The following is a 21,258-nucleotide window of genomic DNA, read 5'->3' as shown; positions in this document are numbered from 1 at the left end:
GGATGCCTCGTGGTTGCTTGTCGCTGGCCGATCCTACAAACCTCGCCGCCCGATCCCGGGCCGCGACTCGGACTTCCGGCGACATACCCAGCGGTCCCGTTTCGGTTACCAGCCCCTCCGGTCGCCGACCTCTGCTTTGACCGAAATGACCGAGAACACCAAATTCCCAGCAACACAACCGAATCGCCCATCATGCCGGGCGGTCTCCGATGGCCGCAATTCGCCCCCGCGTGTCACCCCGGATGCCGCGGTGTGATGTGCCACAGTGCTCGGCGGGGAGGTAACGGGAGAGCAGTATCGAAAGGCTGGTTCGGTTCATGTCTGCGACGGTGATTCCCCTGCTGCCGAGATCCGGGTTCACGGTCCGCCGGGTCGGCGATCGCTGGGAGCTGATCAACTCGCGCCACTACGGGCGGGCCGCCGTTCTACACGCCTGGCCCCGCGACGCGCACGCCGAGGCCTTCGCCCACTGCTACCGCCTCAACGGCCGCAGCGTAGAGGATCTGCTCGCCGCCTTCCGTTGAACGACCACCGCGGGCGCCGAAATGCGGTGCGTCCCAACCTCGGACACCGTTAGCACACCCGGCGACCGAGCTCAAGACGTGCGAGACGTGCGCCACGGTGGCTATCCTGGCTCACCGTGCGTTATCCCCGGGCCGCCTCGAGCGCCACTCGTCCCACCCGCCTGGCCGCCGGCGCCTGCGCCGTCGCCGCCGTCCTGATCGCGGGTGCCCCCGTCCTGCAGTCCGCCCCCGCCTCGGCACTGCCCGCCCACCAGAGCTGCGCCGGGGACTGCAACCTCGGCAGCCGCATCGCCGCCGTCGACTCCTATCTCGCGGGTCGGCCCGGCACCACGGGTTACGTTGTGCGCGACCGGGTTACCGGCAACGTCTACTCCAACGGCAACGCCGAGTCCATGTTCTGGACCGCGTCCACGATCAAGCTGGCCATCGCCGAGGACGTCATCAACCGCGCCCGCGTCGGCGCCATCGTGTTCACGCCGGAGGACCGCCGCCAGCTGGAGTCGATGCTGGCCACCTCCAACGACGCCGCCGCCGACTATCTGTGGAACAAGTACGCCGGGCCGGACCGCATGGCGTTCGTCAACGCCTTCCGCGCCAACGGCATGACCGGCCTGACCCCGCACCCGACCACCGACCCCCGCCACCCCTTCCCGGACTGGGGCTTCCTGCAGGCCTCCCCCGCGGACCTGGACCGGCTGATGAACAACGTGCTCGACACCATGCACCCCGACGACCGCGGCTACCTGCTCGACCGCATGCGCAGCGTGGACACCAACCAGCACTGGGGCGTCTGGGGCGCGGGCGACGGCATGCGGCCCGGCCTCAAGAACGGCTGGTCCGACGAACAGGGCGGCTGGGTGGTCAACTCGGTCGGCTTCGCCGGTCCCGACGAGCGTTTCACGGTCGCGATCATGAACGACGTCGGCAACCAGGGCGGCTACACCGACGGCGAGCAGACCACGACGCACGTGGCGGAGTTGCTGTTCCGCTGACGGTTCACCGGCGCTGGAGCAGCATCGGGGCGCCGTCGCGGGGGAACGGGATGGTGGTGAATCCCCACGGCATCAGGTAGTCGTCGGGGATGCGCCATTCGTAGTCGCGCACCATCGCGGCGAGGATCACCTTCACCTCGAGCAGGCCGAAGTGCATGCCGATGCACTTGTGCGCGCCCGCGCCGAAGGGCATCCAGGCCAGCCGGTGCGACTTGTCCTCGCGGCGTTGCGCACCGAACCGCTCCGGATCGAAACGCGCCGGATGCGACCATAATTCGGGCAGCAGGTGGTTGACGCCGTAGGCGACGTCGACCTGCGTCCCGGCGGGGATGTAGTGCCCGCAGATCTCGGTGTCGCGCACCGCGCGCCGCACCAGGCCCGGCACCGGCGGCACCAGCCGCAGGCTCTCCTTGATCACCAGATCCAGGTCGCGCAGCTGGTCCAGGTCGGCGATGGTCGGCGGCGCGCCGCCGGTCCGCTCCCGCAGCGCCAGCGCCTCCGCGCGCACCCGCCGCTGCCATTCCGGATGCCGCCCCAGGTAGTAGGCGACGGCGGTGGCCGTGGTGGTCGTGGTGTCGTGCGCGGCCATGATCAGGAAGATCATGTGGTTGACCACGTCCTCGTCGGAGAACGTCTCCCCGTCCTCGGTGCGGGCGTGGCACAGCGCGGAGAAGAAGTCCGCGCCCTGCGAGCGTCGTTTCTCCGGCAGCATCCGGGTGAAGTACTCCTCCAGCACCTTTCGCCCCCGCAGCCCCGCCCGCCACGCCGTCGCAGGCAGGGGCAGGCGCACCAGCGCCAGCGGTGCGTGCGTGCTGTCGACGAACGCCCGGCCGAGCCGCTCGCGCTCGGGACCGGTGTGCACGCCCATGAACGTCTCGGCGGCGATATCGAGGGTCATATCCTTGACCGTCGGATACAGCCGCACCCGCCGCGACCCCGCGCGCGCCCAGCGATCGATGGAGGCGTCCACCACCGGGGCCAGCTCGGCCAGGTGTGCCTCGAGCCGCTCCCGGGTGAACGCCTGCTGCATGATCCGCCGGTGGAACATGTGCTCGGAGAACTCCAGCAGCAGCAGGCCGCGGCGGAAGAACGGGCCGATCAGGTAGTCCCAGCCCTGCCCGAAGTCGTTGCGCCGCTTGCCCACTACCTCGTCGACGGCCTGTGGGCCCGCCACCAGCACCCGGTCCACGCCGAGCGAGCGGTTGTAGCCGACCGGGCCGTAGCGGTGGTAGCGATCGAGCATCTCGGCCGGGCCCCAGCGCAGATACTGCAGCGACCGGCCCAGATACGGCAGCCCCGCATCGCCGCGCACGGCCCGGCGCCCGCTGCCGCGCGGCGGGGTCGCGAGTGTCTGCTCGCGCGCGGGCAGCAGGCGCAGCATCCGGTCGATCGGATGGCGGTCCGGAATTTCGATGAAGCCGAGGTTCTCTCGTTCGGCACTACGCGCTCGAGGGTCGACGCTGACCATGGCAAGCCTCCCAGTTAAAGTACACCTTGTACATTACCGGTAGAGTGGGTGCTGTGAAAAGGGACACATCGCGGCCGCGGGGCCGCCCGCCGGGGCCGCCCCCCGATCCCGGCCGACGGCGAGCCGAGATCCTCGACGCCGCCGAGCGCGTGATCGAGCGCGCGGGCACCCGCATGACGATCGCTCAGGTCGCCGCCGAGGCGGGCTACGCGCGCACCGCCGTGTACGCGGTGTTCCCCGACCTCCCCGCGCTGATCGACGCGCTCGCCCAGCGGCACATGGAGAACATCATCGCCGCCGCGGACGCCGTCCTCGCCCAGCCGCTGCCCGCGCGGCGGCTACTGCTCGCCGTGGTGCGGCTGATGTGTGATTTCGTCGAGTCCAACCCGAATCTGCACCACGTGATGATGCAGCGGCTGGAGAGCGGCGAGACCGAGCACCGGCCCTTCTTCACCCGGGTGACCGAGTGGGCCACAGCGGTTTTCGACACCATCCTGCGCCGCCTGGACGCCGACCCCGCGCTGGCGCGGATCTGGGCGACCGCGACCGTCGGCGCCATCTTGATGTCGGCGGAGGCCTGGGCGCAGGATCCGGCCCGGTCCCGCGAGGACTACGTCGAGCGCCTCGCGGCCTTCCTGTGGCCGACCGTCGAGAGTATCGGCGCCGAGCGGCTGGTCGGGCCGATCGTCGTCGACGCCGCGGCGCCCGCACCGAGCCTCGCTACGCATGCCGCGCCGAGACTCGCCGACAGTGGGAGTTCATCGTGACTGCCGCTGGGTAGCCGACTACCGTGAACCTGACGCAAACCGTACGTCCGGCGAGGAGCTGAGATGAGTACCGAGACTGTCGAGAACCGTCGCCACCGCGTCGTGGTGATCGGATCCGGCTTCGGCGGCTTGTTCGCGTGCAAGCATCTCAAGCACGCCGACGTCGACGTCGTACTGATTTCCAAGACCTCCACCCACCTGTTCCAGCCGCTGCTGTACCAGGTGGCCACCGGCATCCTGTCCACCGGCGAGATCGCCCCCGCCACCCGCCTGGTACTGCGCAAGTACAAGAACGTGCAGGTGATCCTCGGCGAGGTGCACTCCATCGACCTGATCAACCGCACCGTCACCTCGGAGCTGCTGAACGAGGACACCGTCACCCCCTTCGACAGCCTGATCGTGGCGACCGGCGCCCAGCAGTCCTACTTCGGCAACGACCAGTTCGCGACCTACGCGCCGGGCATGAAGACCATCGACGACGCGCTGGAGCTGCGCGCCCGCATCCTCGGCTCCTTCGAGGAGGCCGAACTGGCCAAGACCCAGGAGGCGCGGGATCGGTTCATGACCTTCGTGGTGGTCGGCGCGGGCCCCACCGGCGTCGAATTGGCCGGGCAGATCGCCGAACTCGCCGACCGCACCCTCGAGGGCACCTTCCGCAATATCGATCCGCGCGACGCCCGGGTCATCCTGCTGGAGGGCGCCGGTGCGGTGCTCGCGCCGATGGGACCCAAGCTCGGCGGCAAGGCGCAGCGCCGGTTGGAGAAGATGGGCGTGGAGATCCAGCTCAACGCCATGGTCACCGGCGTCGATGCGCGCGGGGTCACCGTGAAGGACAAGGACGGCAGCGAGCGCCGCATCGAGGCCGCGTGCAAGGTGTGGTCGGCGGGCGTGGCGGCCAGCGGGCTCGGCAGGCTGCTCGCCGATCAGTCCAAGGGCACCGAGGTCGATCGCGCGGGCCGCGTCATCGTCGAACCGGATCTCACGATCAAGGGTTATCCGAACGTCTTCGTCGTCGGCGATCTCATGTCGGTGCCGAATGTGCCCGGACAGGCGCAGGGCGCGATCCAGGGCGCCACCTACGCGGCCAAGCAGATCAAGGCCGAACAGGCCGGTAAGCAGACGGCCGAGCAACGAAAGCCGTTCAAGTACTTCAACAAGGGCAGCATGGCCACCGTCTCGCGGTACAACGCGGTGTGCCAGATCGGCAAGCTCGAGTTCGGCGGATTCTTCGCGTGGCTCATCTGGCTGGTGCTGCACCTGTACTACCTCATCGGCTACCGCAGCCGGACCGTCACCGTATTCCAGTGGTTCGTGGCGTTCATCGGGCGCAACCGCGGGCAGATGGCCGCCACCGAGCAGTGGGTGTTCGCGCGGCTGGCGCTCGAGGCGATGAACGGCAACGAGGACGACGGGCGCGAGGTGCGCGCCGAACTCGGCGGCAAGGGCCCCGCCGGGGCGGCGAGCGAAACACCAAGGGACCCGGGCAAATCCGTGGCGAACTAGCCTTTTCGGCTTATTCGTACATCCGACCACGAAACAACCGCTGGATGACCCGACCCATCCGACCTGCCGGATGGGTCCGAATGTCCGACATCCGTTGACATTCGCACAGAGAGGTCATCCATGGGCAAACGCCAATCGGCTGATCCGGTGTCGCGCCGTCGGCGCCTGGGTTCCGCGGTGGCCGTGGGCGCGCTACCGCTGACCGCCGCGTTGCTGGCCACCGGTCCGGCTACGGCATCGCATCCCGTCGGGAGTCCGGGGGCGGCCGCCGCCGTGCCGGGCACGCCCGCGGACCGGGGCGACGCGCCACAGGTGTATGTCGGCCGGGATTCGGCGACGGGCGTGCGCGCGCTGCCCGCGCCGGGCCCCTTGGCCGCGGTCGAGATCGAGCGGTTGCGTCTGCCCGATCCCGCGCGACTCGGGACGGTGGCGCCGATCGAGGCACCGGAGGGCAAGCTGCGGTTCGGTGACACGCAGGTCGACATCCCCGCATGGCTGCCCGCCGAATCGGCCGGTCAGCTCAACGACATGTCCGCACGCGCCGAGGCCGACCTGGCCCGCACGCTCGACGGGGCCGGGTTCGCGCCCAGCCGTTCCGACCGGATCGCCGCGCAGACCGTGGGCACTGCCGCCGTCGGCGCCGCGGTGGGCGCCGCCGTCGCCAGTCCCGTCGCCGTGGCAGGCGCGCTGATGGGCGGGTTCGTCGGCGCGATGGCCGGATCGCCGATGTTGCCGCTCGGCACGATCGGCGTGGTGGCCGCCGGGGCGGCGATCGGCGCGGGGATCGTCGCCGCTCCGGCCGCGGCCGCGGGTGCGACCGTCGGCGCAGGGGTGGGCGCGCTCAACGGATACCTGGCGCCCGCCACACCGGGCGGCGAGGCCGACAGTGGTACGCCGGACGCCGACACGCCGGAACCTGGTGTCGCGCAGAGCGACGCCGGGGAGGCAGCAATCATCGGGTGACTTTGCCGCACCCTCGGGGCCGGTCCACGACATGTGGACCGGCCCTTTACCTTGTCGGCCAGCGCAATTCGTCCGAATTTCGGCTAATTCGCAGCTATGGAAGCCGTTTCGGTGAGTCGCGGATGCTACCAATCCACCCTCGCCGCGGATCCGAATGTTGATCGTCGATACTCGCCGGAAGAAAGGTCGCTATGGCCGCAGGCAAACACAGAGCGCCGAATCCGCATCGCCACCGGGTGGGCAACGCCGTCGCGGCGGGTGCGATCCCCCTAGTGCTGGCGGTCGTCGGAACCGGGACCGCCAACGCCGCACCCGCCGAGCCCAGCCCGGCGACGCACCAGGACCAAGCGCCGCAGTGGCCGGCCAGTGAGGCGCCCAACGTCCAGCCCTACGAGGGCCTGAACATCCCCGACAGCACGCTCAGCTCGCTGCAGACCGCCCGGGCGATGCCCGACAAGAACTATCTGGCGCCGGTCGGGGTGCTGCACCCGCCGGTGCCGGTCGCTCCGGTGCCGCCGATCGCGCCGCCGCCGGGCAAGTTCCGGTTCGGCGACGTCCAGGTCGACGCGCCCGGTTTCATCGACCGCGAGCAGGCCATCCAGATCAACGACAACGCCGCCCAGGCGGAGGCGAACCTGGCGACGTTCCTGGATTCGGTCGGCATGGAGCGCAGCCGCTCCGACCGCATCGCGGGCCAGACCGTCGGGTCCGCCGCGGTGGGCGCGCTCGCCGGTGCCGCCACGGCGGCCCCGTTCGCACTCACCTCCGGCCTGGTCGGTGGCGTGGTCGGGCTGGTGGTCGGCCTGCCGTTCGTGCCGGTCGGCGTCGTCGCGGGACCCGCCCTGGGTGCCGCATTCGGCGCGGGCGTCATCACCGTCCCGGCCGCCGCGATCGGCGCGGCCGCCGGTGCCGCGGTCGGCGCGGTCAACTCCTTCAACGCACCACCCCGCGTCGTAGGCGACTGACCCGCAACAGCCCGGGGCGGGAACCGGCCGACGCCGCCCGCTCCCGCCCCGGGCACGGGAATGCGCACGGGCGCACCACCACACGCCGGTACCAGAGGGTGGCTAGTGGCAGCCGGTGGTCTCCGGGCGGCAGGTGGGGTCGGGTGGGGAGGCTACGCGGCAGAAGCAGGAGACGCGGAGGTCCGGGTCGGCTCGGGCCAGCGCGAGATCGAGGCGCGGCTGGGTGCGGGCGGCCTCGTCGTGGCGGCCGAGGCGGTGCAGGCATTCGACGTAGCCGAGCAGGCTCCACACGTTGTCCCGGTGCACCGCGGCCCGCGTGGCCGACGGTGCCAGGCCCAGATCGGTCTCGTACACGCCGACCGCCTCGGCGACGCGGCCCTGTTCCAGCAGCAGCGCGCCCAGCGCGTGGCGCGGCGGCTGCATCCAGCCCCACGGTTCGTCGTAGGGCAGGGTGTCGTTGAGGTCGACCGCCGCGCGCAGATGGGCGAAGGCGCTGTCGAATTCGCCCTTCCGATAGTCGATCTCGCCCGCGAGCATGCGCGCCGCGATGCCGAGAATGTCGACGTAGCGATTGTTGAAGAACTTGCGGCGGACCGGGATGCGCGCGAGGGCGCGCTCGAACGACCGGCGCTCGTCCTCGGCCAGGTCGGTCCGGCCGAGCACGGCGTGCGCCACACCCCTGGCGTAGTGCAGCGTCGCCGTCGTCACCAGGTACAGACCGGCGTCGTCCGGAAACGGCTCGTCGAGGATGTCCCGCCACTTGCCGAACCGCACCAGCACGTGCAGCTTCATCGGCACGAATCCCTCGAGCCAGTCCGCCATCGGCGAGGTCGCCGTCCGGAGCAGCTCCTCGGGGATGGTGTCGGCCATCTCCACCGCCGCCCGCAGGGCGGGCTCGTACCGGCCGAGCAGCATGGCCGCGTACAACTTCAGGTGGTAGTCGTGGCAGCGGGAGTGGGTGTAGAAGTTGAATGCCCCCTCCCGCCGCACATATCGGCGGTCGGCGGCGATCGCGCGGTCGTTGGCGACCACGGCGGCGTGATAGTCACCGCACAGGATGTCGATATGCGAAGGCATGTGCAGAAAATGGCCCGCGTCCGGCGCGGCATCGCGCAGCGCGTCGGCCGCGCGCAACGCCCGCTCGGGATGCGGCGACATCTCCATCGCGTGGATATACAGGTGCAGCACACCGGGATTCGGCGGCTCCACCTGGGCGCCGAGCCGCAGCGCATGCTCCAGCACGGCAATCGTCTCCAGCGTGTCGGCGCCGTCGGCGGGCACACCGCGGTCGAGATCCCACAGCTCCCACGGCGTGCGGTTCATCATCGCCTCGGCGAACAGCACGCAGACGTCGAGGTCGTCGGGGAATTCGGCGTAGACCGCGCGCATCGCCGACGCGTAGGCGTCCTCCCACTCCCGCAAGGTTCCGCGCACCGGCTCCGGCACCGGCGGATAGCGCTGCGCCAAGGCGTGGATCAGCGCGCTCTCCACCGGCGACGCCGCATCCGCGAGCACTACCGCGGTATCGATCGCCGCGCGAATATCGGCCAGTGCGGCCGTCAGCTCGGCCGTCGTGAAGTCGTCCCAGGGCCGGTTGTAGTACGGGCCATAGGCGTACGCGATCCCCCAGTGGGCCATGGCACAGCCGGGATCGTACTGCACCGCGCGCCGGAAACACCGCACGGACTCTTCGTAATTGAACGCATAGCGCCACAGCAGCCCGCGATCGAACCAGATCTGCGCCTGTGGCGAATCCGTGGTCACGGCGCGGGAATACCCGCCGAGATCGTAATAGTCATCCATCGGCCCAGCTCGATCCTTACCAGAAGCGCAGGCGGCCATCGTATCCCGGCCGCACGACGCCACACCGGCACATCAGGCCGCCGAATCCCGCAGCGGCAGCGGATCGGCCGATATCCGCCGCCCCACCCAGGTGTAGAGCGAACCCCCGGCCGCCAAGGGCAGCAGCGCCGCATCCAATTCGACTGTTCCCACGGGACTCTCGTCCGGATAGGTGAGCACGCTCGACAGCGCTCGCGGCGCGGAGAGGGCATCGTCGGTGACGGCCCCGGCGCCCAGGGCGAGCCGATGGCGCAGCAGCGGGGCGTCGGCGAGGTCGGCGACGAGATCGCCACACCACTCACCGATATCCTCACCCGCGCGGCCGATCTGCACGCGCTCGCGCACCCGCACGCGGGCGTCCGCGGCCAGCGCGACGGTGGTGACCGTCCGGTGCTCGGCCCCACCCGCGACGACGGTGGGCTCGGGATCGAAATCCAGCTCGCTTCCCGATCCCACCTCGAAATGCCAGCGCGCCACCGACTTTCGCGTCTGCCGTCCCGGCAGCGCGATGGTGGCCGCCACCGAGCGCACCGCCAGGCGGGCGCCCGGCTCCACCACGATCGCGATATCGAGCTCGTCACCGCCGAGCGGCGTGGCGGCCGTGCCGATCAGGTGGACGGTGGCCGGGCCGGTGCACCGCGCCGACAACCCGCCGGTGGCGTGGATGTGCGGCAGCGCCCCGGCCCGCGCCAGGATCCGCAGTTCAGTGCGCAACCGCGGCGGCGTCCTGTTCTGCGGCGGCGCGCAGCTGTTCGCGCACCCAGGTCAGCACGGGGGTGGCGGCCGGATCCTCGGTCAGCGAGGAGAAGACGAACGGGCGGCCCTCCCGCACGGCGGTCGAATCCCGGTCCATCACACCGAGATCGGCGCCCACCTGCGGCGCGAGATCGGTCTTGTTGATCACCAGCAGGTCGGAGTACGTGACGCCGGGCCCGCCCTTGCGCGGCACCTTGTCGCCGCCCGCCACGTCGACCACGAAGATCTGCGCGTCGATCAGGCCGGAGGAGAAGGTGGCGGTCAGGTTGTCGCCGCCGGATTCGACCAGGATCAGATCCAGCGGCGGGTTCGCCTCGATCAGGTCGTCGATCGCGTCGAGATTGGCGGTGATGTCGTCGCGGATCGCGGTGTGCGGGCAGCCGCCGGTCTGCACCGCGGTGATCCGCTCGTCCGGCAGCACGGCGTGACGGCGCAGGAAGTCGGCGTCCTCGGTGGTGTAGATGTCGTTGGTCAGCACGGCCAGCGACAATTCCTCGCGCAGCTGTCGGCACAGCGCCGCCACCAGGGCGGTCTTGCCCGACCCCACGGGGCCGCCGATCCCGATCCGCAGCGGCTCGCCCGGGGTCCGCTCCCGCTTCGGCCGGTCGTGCGCGTGGTCGTGCGGTTCACCATCGATCAGATGAGGTGGCATGCTCACTCCTTTCCGCCCCATCCTGACCGACCCGTGTAAACCCCGTGTTACCCGACTCCCGAATCGGCGGCCCGCGGGAGCCCGCGGCACGGCGTCCGCAACAGGAGCGGTACGTCCCCGGGGCTCAGGAGGCGAACAGGGGCATTTCGCGCTGGAGGTGACGTTCGGCGAGCACGTCCTGTAGCGGGTCCGACAGTGCCGCAAGGCCCTTCACGGCCTCGGCGGCAGTGCGGTCGCAGGACCCGGCGAGCCGGATGGTGCAGGCGGCGACGGCCGCCGGGTCCAGGGCCAGGAGGCGCTGCGCGGCCGTCGCGGCGCCTGTCAATGTGGTGTAGACGACGACTCCGGCGATCTCGTCCGGCGACGCGCCCGCCACGGTGCCGACCACGCCGAACACGGTCGACAGATGCGGGCGGGCGCCGAGCGCGGACCAGTCGCCGCCGGGCCATACCTGCTTCGCCAGGCGCAGCAGCCCTCTCCCCTGCGCCCGCGAGGCCGTGCGGGCGGCCGGTGCCGGGGTGCGCGCGTCGGCCTCCAGCTCCGCCCGTGGCGCGGTCAGCTCCCCGCCGCACACGGCCGCGGCCAGCGATGCGGCCACCAATCCCGAGGTGCGGATCCGCCGCCGCAGATAGTCCTCGACCGACGGCACATCCCGCAGCACCCCGGACGCGATCGCCTCCTCGACCCCGCCGGAGTGCACATGCCCCCCGATCGGCAGCCGCGAGTCCGCCAGGGTGAGCAATACCGCCAGACTCATCGCCGCACCTCCCGCACTCGCACGCCCCGATCCTATGGTCACACGCGATCCTCGCACCGGGCGCCACCGCCTCCGAGCGCCCCGATGCGGGTACCCGACCAGGCCGAGCCGACCATTCCCCGGCTCGGCCGCACCGCTGCGGCCACGACCACGCCGCACATCACCGCCCTGGTTGCCGTAAACGACTTGACCTCAACTTAGGTGGAGGTTCGAGAATGATGCGTATGCATGCGATTCGACTTCACGAGTTCGGGCCCGCGGAGAACCTGCGGTACGAGACGCTCGATGATCCGGTGCCGGGCGCCGGGCAGGTGCGCATCGAGGTGGCCGCGGCCGGGGTCCATTTCGTCGATACGGCGATCCGCGAGGGTAAACCGGGGCCGTTTCCGCCGCCCGAACTGCCGACCGTCCCCGGCCGGGAGGTGGCGGGTGTCGTCGACCGCGTCGGACCGGGGGTCGACGAGAAGTGGCTCGGCACAGCGGTTGTCGCCTATCTGGGCCCCGTGCCGGGCGGGTACGCCTCGCGAGCCGTCACGGGAGTCGACCAGCTGCACGCACTTCCGGACGGGCTCGATCCGGCCGCGGCGGTCGCGATGATCGGCACCGGCCGGACCACGTTCGGAATTCTGCAATTCGCGACGCTCGTGCGCGGAGATGTCGCCGTCGTGACCGCCGCGGCGGGCGGCATCGGAACACTGCTGGTGCAGCACCTGAAGAACAACGGGCTCACCGTGATCGGGCTGGCGGGCGGGCAGGCCAAGGCCGATCTGGTCGCCGCCAACGGCGCCGATCTCGCCCTCGACTACCGGCAGCCGGGATGGGCCGACACGGTCCGGCAGCGATTCGGCGAACGGCCCGCCGCGCTGCTGTTCGACGGCGTGGGTGGCGAAATCGCCCGCGCCGCCATCGATCTGCTCGCCAAGGGCGGCACCCGGCTGGTGTTCGGCTGGAGCGGCGGCGAACAGGTCGAGCTGGACGAGCAGTTCCTCGCCGAGCGCGAGATCACCGACAAATACGTCCTCGGCCCGCCGATGTTCGAACGCGCCGGAGGTATCCGCAACCTCGAGACCACGGCATTGGCCGAGGCCGCGTCCGGCCGCCTCCGCCCGGCGGTCCACCGATTCCCGCTCGCCGACGCCGCGGCCGCCCACCGCGCACTCGAAACCCGAGCCACCACAGGCAAAGTCGTGCTGGTCCCGTAATCGGACACCCTCAGCGGCGGAAGCTGCGGGACATGAGGCGCTGGGCGGGGCCCCGGGTGAGGTCGGTCCATGCCTGCAGTGGACCGGTCCACCACGGGGAGATCTCCACCGGCCTGGCGACGACGGCGTGGCAGACCACGTCGGCCGCCTCCTCGGCGGTGAGGCCGGGCATGCTGCCGAAATTCGTCGGGGCACTCATGCGGGTGTGGACCAGCGGCATGTACACCGAGGTGGTGTCGATATTGTCGCTCGCGATCTCGGTCGCGACCGTGCGCAGCCACGTGTCGAAGGCCGCCTTCGAGGCACCGTAGGCCGACCACCGCGGCGCGGGCGGCATCCGCAGCCCCCAGGTGGAGATGTTGACGATATGCCCCTGCTTGCGTTCGCGCATGCTCGGCAGCAGGGTCAGCAGCAGCCGCACCGGGCCGAGATAGTTCACGTCGATCGTCCGGGTGAAGTCGTGGAACCGATCGTAGGACCGGTCGATCGCGCGCCGAATCGACTTGCCCGCGTTGTTGATCACCACATCGACGTGCCCGTGCGCGGCCAGGATCTCCCGGCCGAGCCGGTCGGTGGCCTGCATATCGGTCAGGTCGGCGCGGTAGACATGGGCCACACCGCCGTCGGCGGCGATCTCGGCCGCGACCTCCTCGAGTTCCTCGAGCGACCGCGCCACCAGCAGCACCACCGCCCCGGCGGCCGCCAGCTTGCGCACGGTGCATTTCCCGATGCCGTGCGAGGCGCCGGTCACCAGCACCACCTTGCCCGATACGGCGTCGCGCAGCGCCCGCTCCCGCGGCCGGGAGGTCGGATACAGCAGCCGCGTCGCCACCCGCTCGGCCAGCGGACGGCCGTTGGACGTGCTCTCTGTCACAGCACGACCCTAGTGCGCCCGCGTTGATCTCCGCGAGCAACCGTAACCGGATCGCAATCCGGCGACGGGACCGCGACTGGCCCGCAAGGCATTCCGCGACCCGGCCGTGCGGGCGATCAGTGCCCGCCGGGGGCCGCCCCGGCATCCGCCGCCTCCGCGACATCCTTCGTGGGCATTCCCGGCGCCCTGCCGGGCCGGGCCACCACCAGCGCGACCGTCGCCATCGCCACCAGCAGCACCACGCCCACGACGGTCGCCGTATGCATACCGGTCATGAACGATTCCCGCGCGGCGTGCACCAGATCGCCGTCCCCGCCCGCGCGCACGATCGTCTCGCCGAGCGTGCCCGCGTAGTCGCCGCCCGACCGGAATATCAGCGCCGCAAGCGATCCCAGCAGCGCCAGGCCCAGCGCATTGCCCAATTCGAAACTGGTCTCCGAGATCCCGACCGCGGAGCCCGCCCGCTCGGGCGGCACCGACGACACCGCCACCTCCGACACCAGCGTGAACACCACGCCGTAGCCCAGACCCGCCACCGTGGAACCGGCCACGTACCACCCGATCCCGCCGTCCACGCCGACGCCCAGCAGCATCAGGTTGCCCACCGCGGCCGCGCACAGCGCCAGCACGAACGAGGTCCGCACGCCCAGCCACTGCGCCACCCGCGCCCCGCTCATCGACAGGATGAACACCGCGATCGCCATCGGAATGCCCAGCAGCGCCGCCGCGAGCACGTCGCGGCCCGTCACCGATTGCAGGTAGATGCTGGTCATGTAGCTCATCCCGGCCAGCGACATCATGCCGATCGTGCTGGAACCGATTGCGACGGAGAACGATCCGCGCCGGAACAGCGCCAGGTCCAGCAGCGGTTCGGCCAGGTGCCGCTGCCGCCGCACGAACAGCACCAGCACCATCACCCCGAACAGCCCCGCGATCAGCACCTCGGCGTCGAGCCCCTCCGCGGCCGCCTGCTTCACCGCGTACACCGTCGGCAGGATGCCGCCGATCGACAGCGCCACGCTGATCAGATCCAGCGGACCCCGCCCGGCCGCGCGATGCTCGGGCAGCACGAACGGCCCGGCCAGCACGAGCACCAGCACGACGGGCGCGTTGATCAGGAATACCGACCCCCACCAGAAGCCGTGCAGCAGCATGCCGCCGATGATCGGCCCCACCGCCGAACCACCGGCGAAGAATGCCGTCCACACCCCGATCGCGGTGCCGCGGGTGCGCGGATCCGGGAACAGGCTCGAGATCAGCGCCAGGCTCGACGGCAGCAGGGTGGCGCCGCCGATCCCCATCAGCGCCCGCGCCGCGATCAGCACACCGGCGCTGGGCGCGAAGGCCGCCAGCGCCGAGGCGATGCCGAACAGCGCCGCCCCGGCCAGCAGGATGTTGCGGCGCCCGATCCGGTCGCCCAGGTTGCCCATGGTGATCAGCAGACCGGCGATCATGAACCCGTAGATGTCGAGGATCCAGAGCTGTTGGGCCGCGGAGGGATCCAGGTGCTCGGTGAGCGTCGGCATCGCCAGGAACAGCACGGACATGTCCATCGACACCAGCAGCACCGGCAGGACGAGCACGGCAAGGCCCAGCCAGGCACGGCGCGGAGTCGTGGTCGCACGGGTGTCGAGACCCACCATCACCTATCCTTCGAATCACGCGTACGACGTACGCTCGAGAGCTGGGTACAGCGTACGCACCCGGCCCGCAAAACGAAAGCGAGTTATCGGTGACGGACCCCAAGCTCACCCGCGCCGCCATCGTCGACGCGGCCATCGCGCTGGCCGACGAGGCCGGGCTCGACGCGCTGTCGATGCGGCGCATCGCCGATCGGATGGGCGTGGGTGCGATGTCGCTGTACCGGCACGTGCCCAACAAGGACGCCCTGCTGGCGGAGATGACCGACGAGGTGGCGCGCCGCGATCCCTATCCCCCGCCGCGGCCGGAGTGGACGTGGCGCGATCGGGTGCGCATCGCCGCCGAGATCGACTGGCAGCTGTATCAGGACCATCCGTGGGTGCTGTTCACCTTCGCGGTGCCGCGCTACAACTTCGGCCCGCACAGCCTGGCGTGCCTGGCCTGGCTGGTGGACGGCTTCGGCGAGCTGACCGACGATCCCCGGCAGGCCACGCGCATGGCGCTGTCGGTGTGGAGCTATATCGCCGGTATCGCGCTGCAGCAGGTCAGCGCGGCGATGCTGGCCAAACGGGACGGGGAGCAGGAGGAGGTCTCGGGGCTCACCGCGCTGCTGGAGGGTTCCCCGCGCTGGCCGACGCCCGCGCCCCTCGCCTCGCTGGAGGGGACCGGCAGCGGCGATCTGCTGGATCCGGAGCGGATGCTGCAGGCCGGTCTGACGGCCCTGTGCGACGGATTCGCCGCCGAGCGCTGAGCCGAGGTGCGGCAGGTGCTGCCGTCGGCCCGGCGGCCCCGATGAATCGGCGCACCGCGCCCCGTCTCCATCGATGCACGTGCTTCGCGGGCGCATCTGCGGCGGCCCGCACGACCTCGAGGAGAACTTCATGCCTGCATTCGACCCGGGCGCGCCCTGCTGGTTCGATGTGACCGCACCCGATATCGCCGCGGCGGCCGAGTTCTACAGCGGCCTGTTCGGCTGGACCGCCGAGGACACCGGCGCCGCGAACGGGCACTACACCGTGCTGCGCCAGGGCGGCGCGCAGGTCGCGGGCATCGCCTCGGCGACGGCACCGGACGGCGATGTCAAGCCCGCGATGTGGCTGCCGTACTTCGCGGTCGCCGACGTCCGGGCGACCGTCGCCACCGCCCTCGCCGCCGGTGCCTCGACCTTCTGCGACTTCACCGAGGTACCCGGCCAGCTCGAATTCGCCATCCTCGCCGATCCCGACGGCGCGGGCTACGGCATCGCCCACCTCACCGGCCAGCCCGGCACCGAGCGCTGGTCCCAGCCGAACAACCCGTGCTGGGTGCAGTACACGGCCGTCGGCGCGCCCGCCGACGCGATGGCGCACTACGCGACCGTGCTCGGCTGGATCTACCGCAATGCCGCGTGGGAAACCGCCACCGACAAGCCGTATCAGGCGCTCACCACCGGTAGCGGCGGCGGCGAGTTCGGCGGTGCGGCCGCCGCACACCCGGGCGAACCGGCCCCGTTCTGGGCGATGACCATTCACGTCCCGGACTGCGACGCCACCGTCGCCCGCGCCACCGAACTGGGCGGCAAGACGATCAGCGAACCGGCGGATATGCCGGGGCCCTCACGGATCGCCGTCATCGCCGATCCGGCCGGAGCCACCGTCGCGCTCATGGCCTTCGGCGGCGGGTAGGCGGCCGACCAGCAGCGGCATCCGGAACCGGACGTGCTGGTCAGCCGGTGACGACCGCGTAGGCGAAACCGTCCCAGCCCTTTCCGCCGACGGTCTGCACCGCGGTCGCGTCCACGCGCGGCTCCGCGGCGAGCAGTTCGAGCACCTCGCGGCTGGCGCGGACGGCGGCGTCGGCGGAGCCCGGGTCGGCGATGCCGCCGTTGCGCACGACATTGTCGACGATGATCACCGAACCCGGGCGGGTCAGGCGCAGCGCCCAGCGCACGTAGTTCGAGTTGTTGACCTTGTCGGCATCGATGAATACCAGGTCGAACGGTTCCGGGTTCTCCTCGGCCAGCACCGGCAGGCTGTCCAGGGCCGCGCCGACGCGAATCTCCACCCGGTCGCCGACGCCCTTGCGGTCCAGGTTCTTCCGCGCCACGTCGGCGTGCGCGGGCGCGTACTCCAACGTCACGACCCGCCCCTCGGGCCCCACCGCCCGCGCCAGCCACAAGGTGCTGTACCCGCCCAGCGTCCCGATCTCCAGCACCCGCCGCGCCCCCGCCGACACCGCGATCAGATGCAGAAACTTCCCCTGCGGCGGCGACACATCGATCGACGGCAGCCCCGCCGCCGAATTCTCCTGCAGCACATCGGAATCCCCGTCCCCCACCAAGGTATCCACCAAATACCGATCGACCGCACCCCATTCGCCGTTAGCCATACCACCCAGTCTGCCATTCCGGCCAAAAGCACGCCGGAAACAAGGAGCGAACTCGGATGCCGGAACAAGGAAGGGACCTCGGATGCCGGAAACGCAAGGGCGTCAGGTTCCCTCGGTCGCGAGTTTGATGCCGAACCCGATCAGGACCGTGGCGGTGACGCGGTCGAGCCAGCGTTTGACGGCCGCTCGGGTGAGCAACCATTTCGCGCGTACGGCAAGGGATGTCAGCACGGAGTACCAGATGATGCCGATGCCGATGTGCATCGCGACCAGCAGCGCACCCCATCCGGGCGCGCCCGCGGGGAGGAACTGGGGCAGCAGGCTCATGGCGAAGACGCCGACCTTCGGGTTGAGCAGGTTGGTGAGCAGACCCATGCGCAATGCGGCCCAGCTGCTCGGCGCGACGGTCACCTCCGGATCCGGCACCACCTCGTTCCCCTTGCGCCGCAGGCTCTTCCACAACGCCGACCCACCGAGCCACAGCAGATAGGCCGCCCCCAGGTACCGCACCACGTCGTAGGCGAGCCGCGACGCGGTCAGCAGCGCGGTCAACCCGAGCACGCTCGCCGTCCCCCACACCAGGCACCCGAGGCTGATCCCCGCCACCGCCGCCAGCCCGCGCCGCCGCCCGCCCAGCACCGCGCTGCGCAGCACCAGCATGGTGTCCAGCCCGGGCGTCATCACGGCCAGCGAGGTGATCAGGAGAAATCCGAGCAGCGCGGTAGACGTCACCGCGCCATGACACCACGGCAGTGTCACCCTCGCCACCGGATTTCCACCGAGCGGACGAGCGGCGCGTGGCCGGAACTCAGAACAGGAAGTAGCGCTGGGCCATGGGTAGTTCGGTGGCCGGGTCCTCCGCCCAGACCTCGCCGTCGACGCGGACGGTGAAGGTGTCGGGGTCCACCTCGATGCGGGGCATGGCGTCGTTGTGCGGCAGGTCGGACTTGGTGCGCTTGCGGACGTTGGCCACCGGCACCAGTTTCCGGTTCACCCGCAGCCGGTCGGCCAGCCCGTCCTCGATCGCCTGCTCGGAGACGAAGTGCAGCGACGTCCCCGCCGCCACCACCGGTGCCGCGCCGAACATGGGCCGCGGCAGGACGGGCTGCGGGGTCGGGATGGAGGCGTTGGCGTCGCCCATCGCCGCCCACGCGATCGTGCCGCCCTTGAGCACGGCGTGCGGGCGCACGCCGAAGAAGGCGGGCTCCCACAGCACCAGATCCGCCAGCTTGCCCACCTCGACCGAGCCGATCTCGTGGTCGAGGCCGTGCGTCACCGCCGGGGCGATGGTGTATTTCGCGATATAGCGCCGCACGCGCAGATTGTCGGCGGCGCCGTCGCCCGGCAGTGCGCCGCGGCGGCGCTTCATCATGTGCGCGGTCTGCCAGGTGCGCATCACCACCTCGCCGATGCGCCCCATCGCCTGGGAGTCGCTGCCGATCATCGAGATCGCGCCCAGGTCGTGCAGCAGGTCCTCGGCGGCGATGGTGGACGGCCGGATCCGGCTCTCCGCGAAGGCCAGATCCTCGGGGATCGCCGGATTCAGGTGATGGCACACCATGAGCATGTCCAGATGCTCGTCGAGGGTGTTGACGGTGTGCGGCCGTGTCGGATTGGTGGAGCTGGGCATCACGTTGGGATGCGCCGCGACGGTGATGATGTCGGGCGCGTGCCCGCCGCCCGCGCCCTCGGTGTGATACGAGTGGATGGCCCGGCCCGCGATCGCGGCGAGGGTGTCCTCCACGAAACCGGCCTCGTTCAGCGTGTCCGAATGCAGCGCCACCTGCACGCCCGCCGCGTCGGCGACGGTGAGCGCCGCATCGATGGCCGCCGGGGTGGTCCCCCAGTCCTCGTGCAGCTTGAAACCGCCTGCGCCGCCGCGCAACTGCTCCCACAGCGAATCGTGGCGCACGGTGTTGCCCTTGCCGAGCAGCAGGATGTTCACCGGCCATCCGTCGGTGGCCTCCAGCATGCGGCCCAGATGCCAGGGTCCGGGCGTGACCGTGGTGGCCTTACTGCCCTCGGCCGGTCCGGTGCCGCCGCCGATCATGGTCGTGATGCCGCTGCCGAGCGCCTCCTCGAGCAGCTGCGGGCAGATGAAGTGCACGTGGCAGTCGATGGCACCGGCGGTGACGATGCGCCCGTTGCCCGCGATGATCTCCGTCGACGGCCCCACGACCAGATCCGGATGCACCCCGTCCATGATGTCCGGGTTGCCCGCCTTGCCGATCCCGCAGATGCGGCCGTCGCGAATTCCGAGGTCCGCCTTGATGATTCCCCAGTGGTCCACGATCACGACGCCGGTGATGACGGTGTCGGGGGTGCCCTCGGCGCGGGTCGCGCGGGCCTGCCCCATGGACTCGCGCAGCACCTTGCCGCCGCCGAAGACCGCCTCGTCACCGGCCGATCCCGGTCCGCCGCTGCGGTCTTCGGTGATCTCGATCAGCAGATCGGTGTCGGCCAGGCGAATTCGGTCACCGACGGTGGGGCCGAACAGTTCGGCGTAGCGGGCGCGTGTCAGCTCACTCATGGTGTCCCATCCAGAATTCCGCGTTCGGTGGACTCGGAGAGCGCGTCCAGCGGGCCCGGGGCGTTCAGGCCGATGCCGTAGACCTCTCGCGTGCCGCGCAGCGGGATCAGCGAAATCCGCTGCCCCAGGCCGGGTTCGAAGCGCACGGCGGTCCCGGCGGGGATGTCGAGGCGGCGCCCGTGCGCCGCCTCCCGATCGAATTCCAGCGCCGCGTTGGCCTGCGGGAAGTGCACATGACTGCCCACCTGGACCGGCCGGTCGCCGGTGTTGACCACATCGAGTTCGATCCTGTCGGCACCGGCGTTGATCGCGACGGGTGCCGCGGCGTAAAGGATTTCGCCGGGGACGATGCGCGCCGCGGCGCCCGGTTCGTGCTCGGAATCTTGCTTCGCCATGGCCGCCTCAGCCGATCGGGTGGTGGACGGTGACGAGCTTGGTGCCGTCGGGGAAGGTGGCCTCGACCTGGACGTCGTGGATCATCTCCGGCACCCCGTCCATGACGTCGTCGCGCGAGAGCACGGTTCGGCCGGACGCCATGAGCTCGGCCACCGTCCGGCCGTCGCGGGCGCCCTCGAGCACATGATCGGTGATGACCGCGACCGCCTCCGGATGGTTGAGCTTCAGCCCGCGCTGCTGCCGGCGGCGGGCCAGCTCGGCCGCGTAACTGAGCATCAGTCGTTCCTGCTCATGCGGCGACAATCGCATGCGTGCTCCTCGGCGAATCGGTGGGGTACCCGCCCGGCGACCTCCTCGTCACCCGGGACGGCCCGCTCGGCGGCACCGGCGGACCGGCTCCGGGACGGGCATCTTCGTGGGCGACATTCTGGCACGCCCGCTCCGGTCGCGCGTCGCACGGCAGGCGCGCCGTGCACGGGCAGCAGCGGTTTCAGGAGGCGGCGGGCAGATTCTGCAGCCGCACCTGCCCCCGTGCCACCGTGCGATCCTGTTCGTCGGTGATCACGACCTGCCACAGCTGCTGGGTCCGGCCGCGGTGAATCGGCGTGGCCTCCCCGCGCAGCACGCCCTCGCGCACGGCGCGCAGGAAGTCGGTGCTGTTGTTCACCCCGACCACCTGCCCGCGAGAGCCGTACCATCCGGCGCCGCCGACGCTGGCCAGCGATTCGATGACGGTGCAGTACACACCGCCGTTCACGATCCCGGCGGGCTGGTGATGCTGCGGGTTCACGACCCATTCGGCGCGGATCCGGTCGGGGCTCAGCTCGGTGTACTTCAGCCCGATCAGATCGGTGAACGTGCCCTCGCTGAGCTTGTTCATCATCTCCGGCGTGACATCCGCGTACGACGAGCCCTCCGCCGCGTGATCTTGCGTCATGAAATCAACACTTACACGAGTCCGGCAACAAGAAAGCGGGGGGGCCCCCCCCCGGGGGGGGGGCCCCCCCCCGCGCGGGGGGGGGGGGGGGCCCCCCCCCCCCGGCGCGCCGCGCGGCCAAA

Annotated in this window: 22 protein-coding genes; 9 read left to right on the top strand and 13 right to left on the bottom strand. The window is 70.7% G+C overall.

Annotation, left to right across the window (positions count from 1 at the left end; genetic code table 11):
- The first annotated feature begins 317 nt into the window (after positions 1-317).
- Complete coding sequence (locus QH290_RS27275) at positions 318-524, top strand: hypothetical protein (RefSeq protein ID WP_280262492.1); 207 nt, start codon at positions 318-320, stop codon at positions 522-524.
- Between the two features lie 116 nt (positions 525-640).
- Complete coding sequence (locus QH290_RS27270) at positions 641-1,516, top strand: serine hydrolase (protein WP_280262491.1); 876 nt, start codon at positions 641-643, stop codon at positions 1,514-1,516.
- Between the two features lie 4 nt (positions 1,517-1,520).
- On the opposite strand, the gene QH290_RS27265 is transcribed toward QH290_RS27270, so the two are convergent.
- Positions 1,521-2,984 (bottom strand): cytochrome P450, encoded by a 1,464-nt coding sequence (locus QH290_RS27265; protein ID WP_280386027.1) that lies wholly within the window; start codon positions 2,982-2,984, stop codon positions 1,521-1,523.
- A gap of 53 nt (positions 2,985-3,037) precedes the next feature.
- On the opposite strand from QH290_RS27265, the gene QH290_RS27260 reads away from it, so the two are divergent.
- The 4 genes from QH290_RS27260 (at position 3,038) to QH290_RS27245 (ending at position 7,182) form a co-directional block, all read left to right on the top strand.
- The gene (locus QH290_RS27260) at positions 3,038-3,751 is read left to right on the top strand and encodes a TetR/AcrR family transcriptional regulator (RefSeq protein ID WP_280386025.1); all 714 of its coding nucleotides are present in this window, start codon (positions 3,038-3,040) and stop codon (positions 3,749-3,751) included.
- Positions 3,752-3,814: 63 nt separating this feature from the next.
- Entirely contained in the window at positions 3,815-5,254 is a 1,440-nt protein-coding gene (locus QH290_RS27255; RefSeq protein ID WP_280262486.1) for an NAD(P)/FAD-dependent oxidoreductase, read from the top strand.
- A gap of 120 nt (positions 5,255-5,374) precedes the next feature.
- Complete coding sequence (locus QH290_RS27250; RefSeq protein ID WP_280386023.1) at positions 5,375-6,217, top strand: hypothetical protein; 843 nt, start codon at positions 5,375-5,377, stop codon at positions 6,215-6,217.
- Between the two features lie 191 nt (positions 6,218-6,408).
- Positions 6,409-7,182 (top strand): hypothetical protein, encoded by a 774-nt coding sequence (locus QH290_RS27245; protein WP_280262484.1) that lies wholly within the window; start codon positions 6,409-6,411, stop codon positions 7,180-7,182.
- Positions 7,183-7,284: 102 nt separating this feature from the next.
- Here QH290_RS27245 and QH290_RS27240 read toward each other — a convergent pair whose 3' ends face one another.
- From QH290_RS27240 to QH290_RS27225, 4 genes are all read right to left on the bottom strand, one after another.
- Positions 7,285-8,985, bottom strand: coding sequence for a tetratricopeptide repeat protein (locus QH290_RS27240; RefSeq protein WP_280386022.1), 1,701 nt, complete (start codon positions 8,983-8,985; stop codon positions 7,285-7,287).
- Positions 8,986-9,057: 72 nt separating this feature from the next.
- Entirely contained in the window at positions 9,058-9,738 is a 681-nt protein-coding gene (locus tag QH290_RS27235; protein WP_280262480.1) for an urease accessory protein UreD, read from the bottom strand.
- Entirely contained in the window at positions 9,728-10,432 is a 705-nt protein-coding gene (gene ureG, locus QH290_RS27230) for an urease accessory protein UreG (RefSeq protein ID WP_280262478.1), read from the bottom strand. Before ureG ends, QH290_RS27235 begins: the two co-directional genes overlap by 11 nt.
- 124 nt (positions 10,433-10,556) lie before the next feature.
- On the bottom strand, positions 10,557-11,189 hold the full coding sequence (locus QH290_RS27225; RefSeq protein ID WP_280262476.1) for an urease accessory protein UreF: 633 nt from the start codon (positions 11,187-11,189) through the stop codon (positions 10,557-10,559).
- A gap of 215 nt (positions 11,190-11,404) precedes the next feature.
- On the opposite strand from QH290_RS27225, the gene QH290_RS27220 reads away from it, so the two are divergent.
- Positions 11,405-12,391, top strand: coding sequence for a zinc-binding dehydrogenase (locus tag QH290_RS27220; protein WP_280386021.1), 987 nt, complete (start codon positions 11,405-11,407; stop codon positions 12,389-12,391).
- A gap of 10 nt (positions 12,392-12,401) precedes the next feature.
- Here the strand turns inward: QH290_RS27220 and QH290_RS27215 are convergent, their stop codons facing one another.
- Positions 12,402-13,265, bottom strand: coding sequence for an SDR family NAD(P)-dependent oxidoreductase (locus tag QH290_RS27215; RefSeq protein ID WP_280386020.1), 864 nt, complete (start codon positions 13,263-13,265; stop codon positions 12,402-12,404).
- A gap of 116 nt (positions 13,266-13,381) precedes the next feature.
- Positions 13,382-14,908 (bottom strand): MFS transporter, encoded by a 1,527-nt coding sequence (locus QH290_RS27210; protein ID WP_280386019.1) that lies wholly within the window; start codon positions 14,906-14,908, stop codon positions 13,382-13,384.
- An 89-nt stretch (positions 14,909-14,997) separates the two neighbouring features.
- Between QH290_RS27210 and QH290_RS27205 the strand changes: the two genes are divergently transcribed.
- Positions 14,998-15,657, top strand: coding sequence for a TetR/AcrR family transcriptional regulator (locus QH290_RS27205; RefSeq protein WP_280262468.1), 660 nt, complete (start codon positions 14,998-15,000; stop codon positions 15,655-15,657).
- Between the two features lie 130 nt (positions 15,658-15,787).
- On the top strand, positions 15,788-16,570 hold the full coding sequence (locus QH290_RS27200) for a VOC family protein (RefSeq protein ID WP_280386017.1): 783 nt from the start codon (positions 15,788-15,790) through the stop codon (positions 16,568-16,570).
- Positions 16,571-16,610: 40 nt separating this feature from the next.
- Here QH290_RS27200 and QH290_RS27195 read toward each other — a convergent pair whose 3' ends face one another.
- The 6 genes from QH290_RS27195 to QH290_RS27170 all read right to left on the bottom strand — a co-directional run bounded on the left by QH290_RS27195 (position 16,611) and on the right by QH290_RS27170 (position 21,082).
- Positions 16,611-17,273 carry an O-methyltransferase gene (locus QH290_RS27195; protein WP_280386015.1) on the bottom strand — a complete coding sequence of 221 codons (663 nt, stop codon included), beginning with the start codon at positions 17,271-17,273 and terminating at the stop codon, positions 16,611-16,613.
- A 102-nt stretch (positions 17,274-17,375) separates the two neighbouring features.
- Positions 17,376-18,005 carry a LysE family translocator gene (locus QH290_RS27190; RefSeq protein WP_280262464.1) on the bottom strand — a complete coding sequence of 210 codons (630 nt, stop codon included), beginning with the start codon at positions 18,003-18,005 and terminating at the stop codon, positions 17,376-17,378.
- A gap of 76 nt (positions 18,006-18,081) precedes the next feature.
- On the bottom strand, positions 18,082-19,803 hold the full coding sequence (locus QH290_RS27185) for an urease subunit alpha (RefSeq protein WP_280262462.1): 1,722 nt from the start codon (positions 19,801-19,803) through the stop codon (positions 18,082-18,084).
- A complete protein-coding gene (locus tag QH290_RS27180) occupies positions 19,800-20,153 on the bottom strand; it encodes an urease subunit beta (RefSeq protein WP_280386047.1) in 354 nt (117 codons plus the stop codon). The genes QH290_RS27185 and QH290_RS27180 overlap by 4 nt, the downstream gene beginning before the upstream one ends.
- A gap of 52 nt (positions 20,154-20,205) precedes the next feature.
- A complete protein-coding gene (locus tag QH290_RS27175) occupies positions 20,206-20,508 on the bottom strand; it encodes an urease subunit gamma (RefSeq protein WP_280262460.1) in 303 nt (100 codons plus the stop codon).
- Positions 20,509-20,689: 181 nt separating this feature from the next.
- Positions 20,690-21,082, bottom strand: coding sequence for a PaaI family thioesterase (locus QH290_RS27170; protein ID WP_425301554.1), 393 nt, complete (start codon positions 21,080-21,082; stop codon positions 20,690-20,692).
- Positions 21,083-21,258 lie beyond the last annotated feature (176 nt).

It is taken from the genome of Nocardia wallacei (genome assembly GCF_029869545.1).
Classification (GTDB): Bacteria; Actinomycetota; Actinomycetes; order Mycobacteriales; family Mycobacteriaceae; genus Nocardia; species Nocardia wallacei_A.
The sequence above is the reverse complement of the archived record's forward strand: the minus strand, read 5'-3'. Positions and strand labels throughout refer to the sequence as shown.